Source organism: Tolypothrix sp. PCC 7601 (genome assembly GCF_025677855.1).
GTDB classification, from domain to species: domain Bacteria; phylum Cyanobacteriota; class Cyanobacteriia; order Cyanobacteriales; family Nostocaceae; genus Aulosira; species Aulosira diplosiphon.
This window is the reverse complement of sequence record NZ_CP064879.1, coordinates 1,908,089-1,924,715: the sequence shown is the minus strand read 5'-3', so window position 1 is coordinate 1,924,715 and position 16,627 is coordinate 1,908,089. Positions and strand designations below refer to the sequence as shown.

The following is a 16,627-nucleotide window of genomic DNA, read 5'->3' as shown; positions in this document are numbered from 1 at the left end:
AAAGCAAGGCTGAATCTTTTTGTAGTATTACGAGATTCAGCCCCAAAAATTTCAAGGCATAACAATGTTGTGTGCCCCTACTCATATGTTGTACTGTGTTTTTAAATTGGGATAAAAAACTTATACCAAATCAAATAATGTTTGCAACACATCAATATATTCTAGAGGGCAAGGCAGTGCCAATGCCCTCTAGAATATATTGCATTCTTTTTTCAAATTGGTATTATTTCACAGTAAATTTGTAAGTTTCACCGTGATTTAAGTATCTCACCTGAGTTTCTAAACCTGCTGCTGTAACCGCCTGCATAAAATCCTCTAGCGGTGACTTGAAAACTGTGTAATCGTTATAGTGAATTGGTATAGCAGTCTGGGGAGCAATTATTTTAATTGCTTGTACTCCCTGCATTGCATCCATAGTTAGGAGAATACCAAATATTTTTGTTCCTCCTAGGTGCAGTAATGCAAGGTCAATGTCAGGGTACTTTTGGGGAATCTCTTTTAACTCTTCATACAAAAGTGTATCGCCCGTAATGTAGAGGCGATATAGAGTTTCTTTGGTAGAATTTTGAAACTCTAACATACTGCCCATTACAGGTGGAAGTAAAGCATTGATCGCGCCAGGGCCATGTCTTCCTGGCATAGCGCTAATTCGCAGTGAATTATTGCCTTTAGTAACAGTCAAACTTTCCCAAGTCTCAAGTGCTTGCGTTGCTTTAAATCCTTTTTGTTTCAACTTATTTGCTGCATGAGGGGTTGTGATAATTGGTAAGTTTTTGTCGAGTTTTTGCTCGACAACGCGGTCAAAATGATCCTCATGCATATGCGACAGCACAATTAAATCCAGGGGTGGTAACTCCGTCATTTCTATTGCTGGATTAGTTTTCCGAGCCGAGCGGATGCCATAATGCAGATGCACGTGTTCTCCTTTATGGAGAAAGTTCGGGTCGGTAAGTATTGTAAATCCTGCATAGCGCAAAAGCACAGTTGCAGTGCCAATAAATAAGATTTCACCCGTTTCAATATCTGCTTTGTTGCTGTCTGTAGGCAAGACAAGTTGAGTAGGGTTATCCATCATATCGTGTTCAGCTAAAGACTGATCGTGAAGGCAGCACAGGAGAGAATTTTCAGCTTTCTGCACAAAGGTGAATAAATTTCACTTGCAATTGTTGAATGTTCGACTACTAGTTCACCTCAGTACTTGGGAGCATTCATCGTCCTAAAGACACAGTTACACTTAGTACTGGCTCAAATTAAACTGTAATTTTTATTTGGGCAGTCTACATGATTATTGATCCTTCACAAATTGATCCTAGAAATAGCTACCAATTACTGATTGGCTCGATAGTTCCCCGACCGATCGCTTGGGTGTCTACAATTGCTAGCGATGGTACGTTAAATCTTGCACCTTTCAGTTTCTTTATGGGTGTGGCTGCAAACCCACCAACTCTAGCCATTTCTTGTGGTTCTCGTCGTGGGACAAAAAAAGACACACTGGTGAATGTGGAGCAGTCAGGAGAATTAGTAGTCAACATCGTTGCAGAAGAATTAGGCGATCGCATGAATCTCACTAGTGGTGAGTTTACGCCTGATGTTGATGAATTTCAAATTGCCGGGCTAACCCCTGCACCTTGCAAACGCGTGCGTGCGCCGCGAGTTGCTGAGTCACCAATTAATATTGAGTGTTTACTCAAACAAGTAGTTTATGTTGGCAATGAAGGTAGTGAATCGGGATTAATTATCGCTGAAGCAGTGATGTGGCATATCCGCGACGATTTACTTACACCTGAAAACACCATTGATATTAGCAAACTACATGCGATTGGTCGTCTCTCAGGAAATTGGTATACAAGTACTCACGATTTATATCAAATTACTCGTCCTGATAACCAGCCGCCTAGAACTTGAGCTATGAAGTACTTGGTATAAGTAATTATTCACTACCACCTGATAAATACTTGTGCTACATTAAGTAGTGGAATAGTAATACATGAGCAAAGCTATGGTTCGGGTTCTGTATGCCCGTCTGGTGCGCCAAACTCTGGATTGAGCGCATACCGCCGAGCAATGCGTCACTAATCCTCCGTTTGATTAGCTCAGTGGTAGAGCAGCCGAAGAGGTCGGACGTAGGTTCGAGTCCTACATCAAACACCAAGGAAGTTAGCTCATTGGTAGAGCAATCGACTAATAATCGATGTGTTACAGGTTCGATTCCTGTACTTTCACCCAAAAACCCTGTCCGGGTCAAAAGACAAATTTGCGGAATAGAGCAGTGGTAGCTCGTTGGAATTAGTATCCAAAGATCAGTGGTTCAAATCCACTTTCTGCCCCAAAAACCCTGTCCGGGTCAAAAGACACTACCCTGTCACGGTAGCCCATGTAACTTAATGCAAAACTCTGCGGTGTAGGTGCTTACTACTAGCGATCGCTCTGCGATCCGAAGTAGTAACAGTGAAGGCGCTAGAGCAAATGTTCTCTCCCTAACTTGAGTATGTCCCTTCCTTTGTTACATCTGGTTTCTCTAGGGAGACTCTGGAATTCGCAAGGCGAACGGTATATCTGAGCGCTGTTTTTTCTAGGTTACCTTTGGGTAATTTAGGGAATTTAGCAGTTCTCTTAATCCAGTTTTGGAGATGCTATTTGCCCGCAACTGAACTGTAAACACTTGCATTTGCAGAGTTTTAAAATATAATGTAGTATATGTATTACAAAAACAATTAAGTTTATAAATAACTGAAGTAAGTAATGTAACACAAAAGTATTTTTATTTTAGCTGTACAAAAAATTAGCTCAACGAAAATAGAGAGTAAATTTTATCAGCCAAAGTTATAAATATTGTGATCAAACTTGCTACAGCAGCTATGATTACCTAAATTAACTATGCAATTTTCTATGTGGAAGACTTTCTATATCAAACCTAATGAAATTGGTATTTTATATCATCGCAGTGATTTTAAAAGAATCTTACAGCCTGGAACCCATACTTATTTAGGTTGGCATTGGCAAGTAAAAACCTATGACCTTAACCAACCAGAAGCTAATATTAATAACTTGGAATTGTTACTAAGAAATCACAATGCACAATTACAAGAATATTTATTAGTAGTAAGAACTGCATTTAATCAAGTTGCTTTAGTGCGTGTGGGGCAAACTTGGGTGAGTGTTCTACCCAATCAACTGCGGGCTTTTTGGCGTGGTTTTATTGAAGTTGAATCTCATATATTTAACTTAGATGAAAGTTTAGAATTACCTGCTGAATTTGTACAGCAAGTACGTCTAACTACGATAAATGGGCTGAAAAAGTTCATAATTTCTGAATATGAAATTGGGTTGCTGTATGAGCAAAATAACTTTGTGCGCCCCTTAGAACCAGGAGATTATGCTTTTTGGACTGTGAATCGAGATGTTTCGGTTCGCTCTTTAAGTCGAATTGTTCCGAATCCTGGCTTTCCTTTAGAAGATGTATTAATTGAAAAGCATCCAGAATTTGTAGCGGCTTACTGCGAGACTGTACAATTACAGAACCAGCAAGTAGCAATTGTACGCTATCAAGGAAAAGTAATTGCCATTTTAGCACCATGCGATCGCAAACTTTTCTGGCAAGGTGTTGCAGTCGAAGTGATTGACATCAGCACCGATGCAAAGTTGCCATCTCGCTTAGTTGCAGAGTTAGTTGCGGGTTTACCAGAGGCTTTATCTTTGAGCCGCAATAGTTTGCATATTTGCGAAGTACCAGCACAGCACGTAGGTTTATTGTACATTGATCAAGAATTTCAAACTCTACTCCAGCCTGGAAAACACGCATGGTGGGTATTTGGGCGTTCTTGGCAAACGCAAGTCTTTGATTTGCGTCAGCAAACTCTCGAAGTCTCTGGCCAAGATATCCTTTCTAAGGATAAAGTACCTTTGCGTTTAAACTTAACGGCTGGTTATCGCATTCTCGACCCCCTGAGAGCCAAAAACGCTTTAGTAGATATTACTGGCTACTTATACAAAGAGCTACAGTTTGCTTTGCGTGGCGCAGTTGGGGAAAAAACTCTGGATGCGTTGCTAGAGGATAAAGGTGCAATTGATAGAAGCATCTCTGAATATATTCGCCAGAAAACCGCAGACTATGGAATTGAAGTAGATTCTGTAGGTGTGAAAGATATTATTCTTCCTGGTGAAATCAAGACGATTTTGAGCAAGGTAGTAGAAGCGGAAAAAGCTGCTCAAGCTAACGTAGTTCGTCGTCGTGAAGAAACTGCTGCTACTCGCAGTATGTTGAATACTGCCAAGGTGATGGAAGATAACCCCGTAGCGTTGCGGTTGAAGGAATTGGAAATACTAGAAAGAATTGCTGAGAAAATTGAAAAAATTCAAGTTAATGGCAGTTTGGATAGTATTTTAACCGAGTTAATTCGGATTAATCGTGAGTAGGGAGTAGGGAGTAGGGATTAGGTATTGGGGACTAGGGACTGGGGAAAGGGAAAAGGGTAAATTACAACCTGTTTTCTTTCCCCAGTTTTCGTTTCGTAATGCTGTATCGATTTTGAATTTTTACAATACTTGTCGGTTAAGGGCAAAAGGGGAAGGGGAAAAGGGCAAGAAAAAACCTTTAACCTTTACCCTTTCTCCTGCGGAGACGCTACGCGTAGCTTGCTTCCCCGCAGGGGTACACCTTTTCCCCAAACCAAATTAAGAGTTGAAAATCCTTAACCGAGCAGTATTGGCTTCCACCTCGACCATCAATCACCAAATAAGCGAAATTACGCCGAGAAATTCTCGAAGACTTCTCACTCTCGACTATTTGAGGTCATAGCGATCAAGGTTCATCACCTTGTCCCACGCCGCCACAAAGTCATGTACAAATTTTGGCTGCGAGTCCTCAGCTCCGTAGACTTCTGCGAGAGCTCGTAGCTGAGAATTTGAGCCGAAGATCAGGTCAACACGGGTACCAGTCCACTTAAGTGCCCCTGTTTTGCGATCGCTCCCCTCAAACTCATATTCATCTTCAGAAATCGCCTTCCAAGTTGTACCCAGGTCGAGCAGATTCACGAAGAAGTCATTAGTCAATGTCTCTGGACGATGGGTAAAGACACCGTGTTTCGATGCTCCATAGTTCGCGCCCAAGACACGCAAGCCGCCTACAAGAACCGTCATCTGCGGGGCTGAAAGGGAAAGCAATTGCGCCCGATCAACCAGCAACTCCTCCAGGGATTCGCTACGTTTGCCGCTGGTGTAGTTGCGGAACCCGTCCGCAGTTGGCTCCAGCACGGCGAAGGATTCGACATCCGTTTTCTCTGGCAACGCATCCGTGCGTCCCGGCTGGAAGGGAACCGTCAGGTCGTGACCAGCATTTTTCGCTGCTTGTTCGATCCCTGCACATCCGCCCAGAACGATCAAGTCAGCTAGCGAAACCTCCTTCCCGCCGGGCTGCGCGCTGTTGAACTCCTGTTGAATTGCCTCTAGGGTTTGCAGTACTGTTGCCAGTTGAGTCGGCTGGTTGACTTCCCAATCCTTCTGCGGCGCGAGACGAATACGCGCCCCGTTTGCTCCACCGCGCATATCGGAGCAGCGGAACGTTGAGGCAGATGCCCAAGCAGTCGTAACGAGTTGGGAAACAGACAGTCCCGAGGCCAGAATCTTGCCTTTGAGAGCGGCGATATCCTGCTCATCAATCAATTGATGGGTGACTGGGGGGATGGGATCTTGCCACAAAAACTCTTCTTCCGGGACTTCTGGGCCGAGATAGCGCGATCGCGGCCCCATGTCGCGATGCGTCAGCTTGAACCACGCCTTGGCAAACGCATCTGCAAACTCATCCGGGTGCTCGTAATAACGCCGCGAAATCGGCTCGTAGATGGGGTCAAGCCTCATGGCCATGTCCGCTGTAGTCATCATGGGGGCGTGCCGTTTTGCTGGATCATGTGCGTCGGGCACGGTACCTGCGCCAGCGCCATTCTTAGGTGTCCACTGATGTGCGCCAGCAGGACTTTTCACCAGTTCCCAGTCGTATTTAAATAGGGTTTCGAGGTAGCTGTTGTCCCATTGCGTCGGCGTAGGAGTCCATGCCCCTTCGATACCGCTGGTGATGGCATCAATGCCGACACCTGTGTTGAAGGTGCTTTTCCAACCGAGACCCTGCTCCACAATGGTGGCACCCCCAGGTTCATGACCTACGTGCGTCGCTTCGGCCGCACCATGACATTTGCCAAAGGTATGCCCGCCAGCAACGAGCGCCACCGTTTCTGCATCATTCATCGCCATCCGCCCAAAGGTATCGCGAATATCGCGCCCTGAGCCAACAGGATCGGGTTCGCCGTTGGGCCCTTCGGGATTCACGTAAATTAGACCCATCTGAACCGCAGCCAGGGGATTGAGGAGCACACGATCGCCACTGTAACGCTCGTCGCCGAGCCAGGTTTTCTCAGAACCCCAGTAGATATCTTCTTCTGGCTGCCAGACATCTACGCGCCCGCCCGCAAAGCCGAGCGTCTTGAAGCCCATCGACTCTAAGGCGCAGTTGCCGGCGAAGACCATGAGGTCAGCCCAGGAGATTTTCTTGCCGTATTTCTGCTTGATTGGCCAAAGTAACATCCGCGCCTTGTCGAGGTTGGCATTGTCGGGCCAACTGTTGAGTGGCTCAAACCTTTGGCTACCTGATCCCGCGCCGCCGCGACCGTCGCCAATCCGATAGGTGCCTGCGCTGTGCCAAGCCATGCGGATGAACAGCGGCCCATAATGACCGTAGTCGGCTGGCCACCAGTCTTGAGAGGTGGTCATCAGCTGATAGATATCTTGCCTGACAGCATTTAAGTCGAGACTCTGAAACTCCTGAGCGTAGTTGAACGCCTCACCCATCGGATTGGACTGGGGTGAGTGCTGGTGGAGAATGCTCAGATTCAAATAATTTGGCCACCAGTCTCGGTTCGACGGCACATGACGAGCCTGAAATTTCTGGCCTCCGCCCGTAAATGGGCATCCGCTTTCGCTGCTCATAGTATCTCCCGTCAAATTTTGTGTTGTGGATTTTTTGATGTAGTGCTGGTATAGCCAACAAATAGCACATGGGCAATTATTGGGATGATCGATGAGAAATATAATCGAAGAGAAATATAAACAACGTTATGATTTGAAACAATCGGTTATATTCATAGACTAAGCAGGGCGATCGCATCTAAGATACAAGCTTGGGTTGAGGGGGGAGAGGAAGCAGCCTCCTCTGCATACACAGCAATGGAATATTTTTTGAGTTGGAAGTCTCTAAGCTGTGGCACTGCGTACCAGAATAACTGTGCAATTACTTCTACGAGAAATATTTTCAGGAATATTGCCATTAATCACTTGCTTAAGAAGACTTTCACGACTAGCGCCCAGGATAATTACATCACTGCGGTCTTGTTGAGCACAATCAATGACAGCCTCAGGAACCGAATTAGCACAGACTGGGGTAGCAGTCACTTTACCACTAACTCTCGGCTCAAGAAAGCGAAGATATCTGTTGAGCAATGTTGTATCTGGTTGAGATTCAGTAGGTTTGAAAACCTGATATAACTTAATCGCAGGTGATGAACTCAGGGTAGTCAGCGCAGGTAATAGCTCAATTGCTTGGCTGGAGTTGGGGCCACCTGCCATTGGTAGCAACCAACGCTCAAAACTTTTATGGTCATTTAATTTCACTAACACAACATCACAAGCCGCCTGGCGAATCACAGTATCAACAACTCGGCTGAAAACTCTACCCGGAGTTGAAGTATTGCCTTTCCAACCCATGAGTACCAAATCAATATGTCGCTCTTTGACAGTCTCTAATATTGCCCCTGCAACATCATGGGCAACCCGAATCTGTGTATGCACAGGAATGCGCCAATCTTCTCCTAACTGTACAGCCTGTTGCAACAGACGATGACTTTTGACAGTTGGCACTGGTGTTTCCGAAGGAGTGCGATCGCGTGGCACGATAATTACTTGCAGACATTCGATTTCGTAATGCTTCTCTTTAGCGATCGCTGCTGCCATTTCTAGTAAGGTTTCGGCTGTCTGTGGATGGGACAATGGCACTAACAACCTGCCTTTTCTCATAGCCGGAGCGCGAGTTTGGTAAATTACATAGGAAGGTTCTAATGTCTTGGTCGGCTCAATTTTCTCTACATTACCATTGAGTCGCTCGGCTTCAACGCGGATAATATCAGTCCGTGTAATAATTCCTACAAGTTTGCGCCCTTCGGTAACAGGCAAACAGCTCAAGTTATAACGGTTGAGTAGATGTAAAACATAAGCCAGGGTAGCTGTGGGGCTGACTGTAACTGGCTCTGGTGTCATAATCCCATTGATAAGTGTATCACGAGCTAACTGCTGGGAGCCAGTATTTACCACATCTTTTTGAGTGACAATACCTACAAGTTTACCATTCTCAACTACTGGGAAATTGCGATGGTGAGAATGGGAAAATGCTTGTACTGCTTCATCAATACTCATTTTGCTAGAGAGAGTTTCCACACGGCGCTGCATGACATCTGCGGCAGTTAACTGTGCTAAAAGTCCCTCCACAATTGGTTCTTTTTTAATGTGAATGCCTTTCCATTCTAGTAGCAAATCGTAAAGCGACCTATAGTCTATTTTTTCTGCAACTAAATACGCAACTACAGACACAATCATTAACGGTAGCACCAAATTAAAATCTGTAGTCATCTCAAAGACAATGACAACTGCTGTAATTGGCACCTTAGAGACAGCACTAAAAAATGCCGCCATGCCTACGTGGGCGTAAGTTGTGGCTGCACTCATGCCCAGCAAACTCTCTTGCGTAGCGCCTACTAAGTAGCCAAGGGCAGCTCCTAAGACTAAGGTGGGAACTAGCAAACCTCCTGGCGCTCCAGAGCCGTAAGTTAAAATAATTAAGCTAAATTGAACAACAAAAGCGATCGCAGCTAATACTGAATCACCATTACCTGTAAGCAACAGATCTCGCAACCCAGCATGATTGCGAAAGGCTACAGGTAAAATAGCGATCGCAATCCCAGTAATTAACCCAACAATTCCAATTCGCCAGGGTAAACTCAAGCGTAGCAGGCGGCGGTTAACTGCCAAACTAGCAATCACACTCTTATTAAAGAGAATTCCTAGTAACCCAGCCAGAACTCCCAAAATCAAGTAGAAAGGAATTTCCTGAGCAAAGAATGTTGTATGTGTCACAGCTAAATTAATGTTCAGATCTAACCTGTGACTGCCATAAAGCCGAGAGATAACAGAAGCAATAAAAGAAGCCAAAATTGCAGTGCCAAGGGTAATACCTGAGACATCTTGGAGTAGTTCTTCCACCACAAATAACACACCTGCAATCGGCGCATTAAAAGCTGCGGCTAACCCTGCGCCAGCTCCAGCAGCGATCAGTTGACGACGATGTTCTGGGGAAGTCGGCACCCAATTACTCAGTTGATTGGCTAAAGCCGCCCCAATTTGTACAGTCGGCCCTTCCCGTCCTAAAGGCATTCCTGAACCTAGTACTAAGGTGGCACTGATCAATTTGACTAGAGCAATCCGCAAATTCAACGGCATGGGTACACGAGCTAGTACCGCCTTCACTTCCGACATCCCACTACCAGATGCTTCCGGTGCAAAGCGTTCTACTAGCCAACCAGCTAAGACTCCTCCTACTAAGCCAATAGCAGGTAGCACCAAATAGGCAGGCCAAAGGTAGGAAATATGAACTCGCCATGCCCCTGCCCAGTCTACTGCTTGCCCTAAGACAACTGCTGCCAGTCCAGAAACCAAACCAATTACGCAAGCTTCAAAGAAAGCCAAGCGTCTTGGTTGCAGCATCTGGCGGTAAAGCCTCAACCACAGAATTTTTCCCCTCACAAACATCATTTTTAGCAATCACTTTTCAAGAGTGATGGTGTTTTAGTTGTCAAAATGTTTTTTCTTCTATCAATAGCGTTTCATTAAAAAATGAAAATTAAATGAAATTTCTATATATCAAAAGAAAGATAGATATAAGTAATACCAATTTTAAAAAAGAATGCGACAGATTGTAGGGGCAAGGCACTGCTTTGCCCTCTAGAATATGATTGATGTGTCGCAAAAATTATTTGATTTGGTATCAGTTGGTAATTGCACCAAACTATATACTCTACGTAAACACGCTTGAAATTCTTACCAATTACTAATAAAAAATTACAACTAGTTATAAAGGCAGACGGACTGTAAATGTACTACCAAGTCCAGGTTGGCTTTGAAGATGAATAGTGCCTTTGTGTGCAAGCGCGATCGCCAATGCTATAGCTAAACCTAATCCCGAACCACCAGAGGTGCGAGAGCGATTGCGATCAACTCGATAGAAGCGATCAAAAATTCGCCCTTGATGTTCAACAGCAATGCCAATTCCTGTGTCTTGAACTTTGATAATCGCGTAATGCTCGCTATCTTCTAAAAAAACTGTAACTTTTCCCCCACTAGGTGTCGCTTGAATGGCATTCATAATTAAGTTAGAAATTAAACGATAAAGCTGTTCTTCATTTCCCATGACATAGATTTTTTTGGCAACTAGCATCTGCTGAGAAAGATTAACTTGAGCCTCTACAGCTAAAAATGCTAATTCCTCTATTAAGTCGCTAATTAAATCATTTAAACAGCAGGATTTATATTCTCCTATAAGTTGTTTCTGGTCTATCCTGGTCAACAGTAATAAATCTCCGACCAATTGCGACAGGCGACGATTTTGACGTTTGAGAACATCTAAAATGCTACTATTTGATTTGGGTTCTTGCTGTAACTTAATCGCAGCTTCAATAGTAGAATACATTGCAGCTAAGGGTGTACGAAACTCATGGGCAGCATCAGCAGTAAATTGTTGCATTTGTTGATAGGAATGATATACAGGTTGCATGGCTCTCCCTGCTAACCACCAACTTGATAAACCAACAAAAATCATGGAAATTGGCAACCCTAGAATTAAAGTTAATCTTAAATAATGAAGATGTTGGTCTAAGTCTGTAAGGCTGCGTGCTACCTGAAGATAACCAGAAAGCTGGTTTTGAGTATATAAAGGTAAAGTGATTTGACGGTATCTAGTACCAGAAGAATTTGTGAGAATTTGCCATTGTTTTGTCGGTGAAGTCATTGGTAAATCATTAAATGACATCCCTGCAATGGCAAACAGCTTTTCCGAACGATCCAATAAGCGTATATAGTAATTAACTTGATTAGCTGCTTCTACTATTGGTTGTTTAATAATAGTTGTTTTCGGCAAACAGTTGATTGGAGTTATACATAATTTTACTGAAAGTTCTTGAGCAAGTTGCTCTAAATGTCCAGGTTGCTGCCAAGCTGGTTCAATACTTTGATGTAATGCCTTTGCTACTGATTGCAATCCCTGATCTATGGTTTCATAGTAGGTATGGGCAACTACACTATAAACCCCTAGTCCAGATAGCCCTAAAATACCACCCATCACGAGTGTGTACCAAGCTGCTAAACGTAAACGAGTCTGGTAAAAAATGGGATTGCGTTGCATATTTTTACTCAAAGTGCAGTTTTTTTTCGGTATGAATGTTGAGGCGATAGCCTACACCATAGATAGTTTCTATTAAAGATTCGCTATCTTCTTCTCCTAATTTGCGTCTTAATAAACGAATTTGTGCAGCTACTACATTGCTACATGGTTCTGCACCAATTTCCCACAGTTGATTAATAATTTGGTCGCGACTGATAATTTGGTGAGGATGGCGCATGAAATATTCTAATAATTGGAATTCTTTGGCAGTTAAAGATAATAATTGCTTCTCCCCATTTGGATAATGTCGAGTCAGTTCATGAGTACTGTAATTAAGAGTTAGACAACCTACTTGTAAGCGTCGGGGTTGAATTTGGGGTGTAAATGTTGTGCCTACATAAGAAGCACGGCGTTGTAATGCTCTTAATCTTGCTAGCAGTTCTGCCATATCAAATGGTTTCACCAAATAGTCATCAGCACCGCTATCTAGACCAATAATTTTTTCTTCCATACGGTCTTTTGCCGTTAACATCAAAACAGGCAGAATTAATTGGCGCTTCCGCAACCATTTACACAACTCTACCCCAGAAACTCCAGGTAGCATCCAATCAAAAATCCCTAGCGTATACTCAGTCCAGCCGGTTTCCAGATATTGCCACGCCTGAGTCCCATCCAGAAACCAATCAACTACATAGGCCTCATGAGATAGGACTTCTTTGATTGCTGCGCCTAAATCTGCTTCATCCTCAACTAATATCAGCCGCATACTCAACTCATTGCTAAAAGCCTTCTTTAATTACGCTGGCATAGAAAAGTGAAATCACTATGAAATTTTGATTCTACTTTAGATAGAAACTAAAATAATTTGATATATCACAAGCTTGTGGTAAAAAATATTTGAATTGGTATTAATCTTTGTTGTTTCCCATTCTACAGTTATATGCACCCTCATTTAGAATCGGTATTAGGAAATTAGTCTCCTGCTAGGGGCAATTCTGTTTGTGGTTCCTTACGTGTAAACTCATCAATGAGCGTCACAATCACGGCTGCTGCTGGAACTGCAAGCAATACCCCAATTAAACCAAATAGCTTACCCATAACCAGAAACGTCACAATTACCATTACAGGATGTATATTAACTTGCTGTCCCATGACTAATGGTTGCACAATATGAGCGTCTATAGGAATCCGATTTGATTATTGAAAAAATCTAGGTATGTGTAGGGTGCGTTATCACCAAGTGTAACGCACCGTATTCTGGGCTTTGGTGCGTTGCGCTGTGCGACAACACAACGCCAGTTGCTATAACGGAGGGAACCTCCGCAACGCACTGGCTCCCCTACGTGTATTTCAGAAATCAAATATGAGTCCTATAGGATTCCTATATGTGTATTGACATGAATAATCATCCTTCTAAAGTCAGTTGTTTGACTTGGGATATTGAATTTGCTTGAATTAGCCAATTATGATTTTAATTTATGGTATGTATTCGCTCAATATTTGGATTTTTTCTGAAAAATAAATTATCATAAATGATTAGTATCTAAATAAATAAATCTGATTTTCTCCTACTAATAGATGCTACTTTTGATAGTAGCTAAATAAAGCTATCGTGCAGAATCAGTCTCAAAATCTGTTACTAATGATTGCAGAAACTTAATATTTTCAACCTTCTCCAAGTTGGGAACAGGAGTTTTCCCAAGAGAGCAGGAAATCGGGAACAGTCGCAGATTAGACGAATACAACCCGATGCTCAACAATTAAAAATTTCAAAGTAGATGGTATTTAGATAGATTTTCTTACTTCAGATGGTGGAAGTAGTCTTGAAAGAAATCATATTCTATACATAGCAAGAAGAACACGCTTAATGTATTGCTCACAGAAAAATAGTAATTTTTGTCTGATTACAAAAACAGGCAGAGTAAATGATTGAATGTTCAGCGTGTTTAACGAAATATGTTGTTAAGGGAGAAAAATTATGAATATTCTAGCTTGGATCGTTTTAGGATTGATTGCAGGTGCGATCGCCAAAATGATTTATCCCGGACATCAAGGGGGTAACATTTTAGGCACAATCCTCCTAGGAATCATTGGTGCGCTCATTGGTGGGAGTATATACACTTTGTTAACCACAGGAACGTTAGCCTTAACCTCAGCAGGATTGAGTATTGGCGGTATTATCGTCTCCATCATTGGTGCCATTATTGGTTTATGGCTTTACTACACTTTTACCCGCAGAGCTTACTAAATCGATAGCCTCTGTTGAGAAGTTGTCATAGATGGGCAATAAGGCAGAGAACGATTCACAAATGATTAATAAAGTAAACCTTGCGATCAACATACATTTGTGTAGGGGTTTAGCATTGCTCATAGGTGTCAACTTAAGCTAAAAGCGATATAGGGCGGGCGTTGTACAAATACCTCGCGCCCTCATCCCCTAACCCCTTCTCCCGCAGGAGAAGGGGAACTAAATCTCTTGCTCCCTTCTCCCTGTGGGAGCTACGGTGTACACAGAAGTCTTGAAATCCTACCTGGAAGGGAGTTTTAAACTCAGATAAAAATCGCTCACAACCTGTCATTGCGAGCGAAGCGAAGCAATCGCAGGGTGCTGGGATTGCTTCGTCGTTCCTCCTCTCTACGAGACGCTACGCGAACGCAATGACAATTTAAGGGGGTTGAAATCCCTGAAACGTATGCGGAGAGTACTTGTGTGTACACCTTAGCCCTGTGGGAGAGGGGCTGGGGGAGAGGGCGAAACCTTGCACAAGAGCGGGTTTCACGTTAAGTTGACACAGGTGAGTATTGCTAAACCCTCTACCCATGTAGTTTTCGTATTCAGATAATCTCTTCAAATTCAATTGGAAATGCGTAATACAGCTTTACCTAGATACTGTCTTTCAAGTAACTTTTGCGCTACCTCCGCAATTTGTGTCCAATCGGCTTCAATATTAATATGAGGACGCAATTGCCCAGCTTCTACTAAACGTAAAAGTCTTTGCAATCCCAATGCAGCAGATTCTCGTTGTAGTTCATGAAATAATATCAAACCGTACAAACTTGCGCCACCTGTGCCATAAAAACTCTGGGCATTAAATGTGACTTCTGTACCTCCAGATGTACCAAATAGCACAATTGTACCATTTGGAGCCAACCAACCAAGAGATGTTCCCAAAATGTCGCTACCAACGGACTCAAGAATTAAGTGATAGGAACCATATTCGCTCTGTGGTGGCAACTTTTCCCCAATAATTACAGCATGGGCACCAGCGCTTTTGACAAAAGATTCGTATTCTGGACGGCGAATATGTGCGACTACTTGTGCGCCGCTGATCTGTGCTAATTGAATAGCAAAGTAGCCTACACCACCCGAAGCACCTGTAATTAATACTGAGCGTTCTAAAAGTGAACCGCCTTTAAGTAGAGCGTGATAGGCGGTTAGACCTGCTACTGGTAATGTGGCAGCTTGTTCAAAAGATACTGAAGCAGGTAATTCTGCTAATGAGTGGGTGGGTACTGCTACCAATTCCCCCCAAGCACCAAAACGCAGTAAACCAACAACTCTGGTTCCCGCAGCTGGCCCTGAACCATCAGCTGCAGGAGTTTCTACGACACCAGCTAAATCCCAACCAGGCCGCCAACCAGAAGCAGCAGAGGTTGTAGAACGTCTAACTTCTCCTCGGTTGAGAGAAATTGCTGCTACTCGAATCACTGCTTCATTAGCAGCTGGGGTAGGTGCATCGACATCACGCAGTACTAAACGCCCTGATACATTGGGGTCAACAACAACGGCACGTATTTTGCTCATATTGGGGATTGGGGATTGGGGATTAGGGACTGGGGAACTCGGGGCCCCCACGACCGCAGGGAGTGGGGATTAGGGGTAATGGTTAATGGGAAAGAATTAACTTTTGTACAGACGCGATTAATCGCGTCTCTGCAATTTTTGTACAGACGCGATTAATCGCATCTCTCTGACCCTTGTCAATTCTAACGTTTGACGAGTTTAAGCAATCTCTTCTCTTTCTCTGCTTCACGGATATGGTTCTTGTATTATGTTGATTGGGTATAGCTGCTATGCCTTGCTCCACACCATCCGCAGTTAAAATTTCTATTTGGATAAATTCATGTAAAACTAATAATTAGTTTTGCTAAGTGAATTTGGCTTGTATCAAGTTCAGCAAGTAGAACTCCAAAACACTAAGCCCTGAATACCTAATTCCTACTCGCTAACACAATAAATTTAAACCCGGATAGCGCAAGGCATCAAGATGAATCAAGATATAACACGCCGCAACTTTATCGCAACTGCTACCCTGGCTACAGGCTTTGCTTTAGCAGTACAACCTGTAAATGCGAAAGTCATTACCACCGATACTAAAGGATTAGTCGCTGGTGCGGTGAAAATACCTGTACAAGATGGTGAAATTCCAGCTTATAGAGCGCAGCCAGCCAGGGGTAGCAATTTTCCGATTGTGCTGGTAATTCAAGAAATTTTTGGTGTACACGAGCATATTCAAGATGTTGCCCGTCGTTTTGCCAAGTTGGGATATTTAGCGATCGCACCCGAATTATTTATCCGTCAGGGTGATGTGTCAAAATTAAGCAACATTGATGAAATTCGCCCCATAGTAGCAAAAGTTCCCGATGCTCAGGTATTATCTGACCTTGATGCTACTGTAGCTTGGGCTGTGAAATCGGCAAAGGGAAATGCTAACAGGTTGGCAATTACGGGTTTCTGCTGGGGTGGTCGTATTACCTGGTTATATGCAGCACATAATCCTCAAGTTAAAGCAGGTGTAGCGTGGTATGGCAGATTAGTTGGTGATGCCACAGAACTGCAACCCAAGTATCCCATTGATATTGCCTCAACGCTAACAGTTCCCGTACTAGGACTTTATGGCGGTAAGGATACAGGGATTCCTTTAGATACTGTAGAAAAAATGCGCGATCGCCTCAAGTCTAGCAGCAGCAAATCGGAAATCATCGTTTATCCCAACGCACCCCATGCCTTTTATGCCGATTATCGCCCCTCCTACCAGGAAAAGGAAGCAAAAGACGGCTGGAAAAAACTCCAAGCATGGTTTAAACAGCATGGTGTCTAATTACCATTAAGGGGAAAGGGGAAAGGTTTTTGTCCCTTACCCTTTTCCCTTT

At 43.5% G+C, this 16,627-nt stretch carries 11 protein-coding genes and 3 tRNA genes; 7 read left to right on the top strand and 7 right to left on the bottom strand.

Going from position 1 to position 16,627, the window contains the following annotated elements; genetic code table 11:
• Positions 1-223: 223 nt before the first annotated feature.
• Positions 224-1,075: an MBL fold metallo-hydrolase gene (locus HG267_RS08020; protein ID WP_235623103.1), complete on the bottom strand. Its 852-nt coding sequence runs from the start codon at positions 1,073-1,075 to the stop codon at positions 224-226.
• 206 nt (positions 1,076-1,281) lie between these two features.
• On the opposite strand from HG267_RS08020, the gene HG267_RS08015 reads away from it, so the two are divergent.
• From HG267_RS08015 to HG267_RS07995, 5 genes are all read left to right on the top strand, one after another.
• Positions 1,282-1,905 carry a flavin reductase family protein gene (locus HG267_RS08015; RefSeq protein WP_045872825.1) on the top strand — a complete coding sequence of 208 codons (624 nt, stop codon included), beginning with the start codon at positions 1,282-1,284 and terminating at the stop codon, positions 1,903-1,905.
• 177 nt (positions 1,906-2,082) lie between these two features.
• A tRNA-OTHER gene (locus tag HG267_RS08010) sits at positions 2,083-2,151 on the top strand.
• A tRNA-Ile gene (locus HG267_RS08005) sits at positions 2,152-2,226 on the top strand. It abuts the tRNA gene before it with no gap.
• Positions 2,227-2,256: 30 nt separating this feature from the next.
• Positions 2,257-2,329, top strand: a tRNA-Leu gene (locus tag HG267_RS08000).
• A 560-nt stretch (positions 2,330-2,889) separates the two neighbouring features.
• Positions 2,890-4,416 carry a slipin family protein gene (locus HG267_RS07995; RefSeq protein WP_045872824.1) on the top strand — a complete coding sequence of 509 codons (1,527 nt, stop codon included), beginning with the start codon at positions 2,890-2,892 and terminating at the stop codon, positions 4,414-4,416.
• 366 nt (positions 4,417-4,782) lie between these two features.
• Here HG267_RS07995 and katG read toward each other — a convergent pair whose 3' ends face one another.
• The 5 genes from katG to HG267_RS07970 all read right to left on the bottom strand — a co-directional run bounded on the left by katG (position 4,783) and on the right by HG267_RS07970 (position 12,643).
• Entirely contained in the window at positions 4,783-6,978 is a 2,196-nt protein-coding gene (gene katG / locus HG267_RS07990; protein WP_045872823.1) for a catalase/peroxidase HPI, read from the bottom strand.
• A 264-nt stretch (positions 6,979-7,242) separates the two neighbouring features.
• A complete protein-coding gene (locus HG267_RS07985; protein WP_045872822.1) occupies positions 7,243-9,846 on the bottom strand; it encodes a chloride channel protein in 2,604 nt (867 codons plus the stop codon).
• A gap of 319 nt (positions 9,847-10,165) precedes the next feature.
• Positions 10,166-11,494, bottom strand: coding sequence for a two-component system sensor histidine kinase RppB (gene rppB, locus HG267_RS07980; protein WP_045872821.1), 1,329 nt, complete (start codon positions 11,492-11,494; stop codon positions 10,166-10,168).
• Between the two features lie 4 nt (positions 11,495-11,498).
• Complete coding sequence (gene rppA / locus HG267_RS07975; protein ID WP_045872820.1) at positions 11,499-12,239, bottom strand: two-component system response regulator RppA; 741 nt, start codon at positions 12,237-12,239, stop codon at positions 11,499-11,501.
• A gap of 206 nt (positions 12,240-12,445) precedes the next feature.
• Positions 12,446-12,643 (bottom strand): AI-2E family transporter, encoded by a 198-nt coding sequence (locus tag HG267_RS07970; protein WP_255325313.1) that lies wholly within the window; start codon positions 12,641-12,643, stop codon positions 12,446-12,448.
• A gap of 808 nt (positions 12,644-13,451) precedes the next feature.
• Between HG267_RS07970 and HG267_RS07965 the strand changes: the two genes are divergently transcribed.
• On the top strand, positions 13,452-13,721 hold the full coding sequence (locus HG267_RS07965) for a GlsB/YeaQ/YmgE family stress response membrane protein (protein WP_045872818.1): 270 nt from the start codon (positions 13,452-13,454) through the stop codon (positions 13,719-13,721).
• Positions 13,722-14,327: 606 nt separating this feature from the next.
• Here the strand turns inward: HG267_RS07965 and HG267_RS07960 are convergent.
• Positions 14,328-15,278: a zinc-binding dehydrogenase gene (locus HG267_RS07960; RefSeq protein ID WP_045872817.1), complete on the bottom strand. Its 951-nt coding sequence runs from the start codon at positions 15,276-15,278 to the stop codon at positions 14,328-14,330.
• A gap of 463 nt (positions 15,279-15,741) precedes the next feature.
• On the opposite strand from HG267_RS07960, the gene HG267_RS07955 reads away from it, so the two are divergent.
• On the top strand, positions 15,742-16,575 hold the full coding sequence (locus HG267_RS07955) for a dienelactone hydrolase family protein (protein ID WP_045872816.1): 834 nt from the start codon (positions 15,742-15,744) through the stop codon (positions 16,573-16,575).
• The last annotated feature ends 52 nt before the right edge of the window (positions 16,576-16,627 follow it).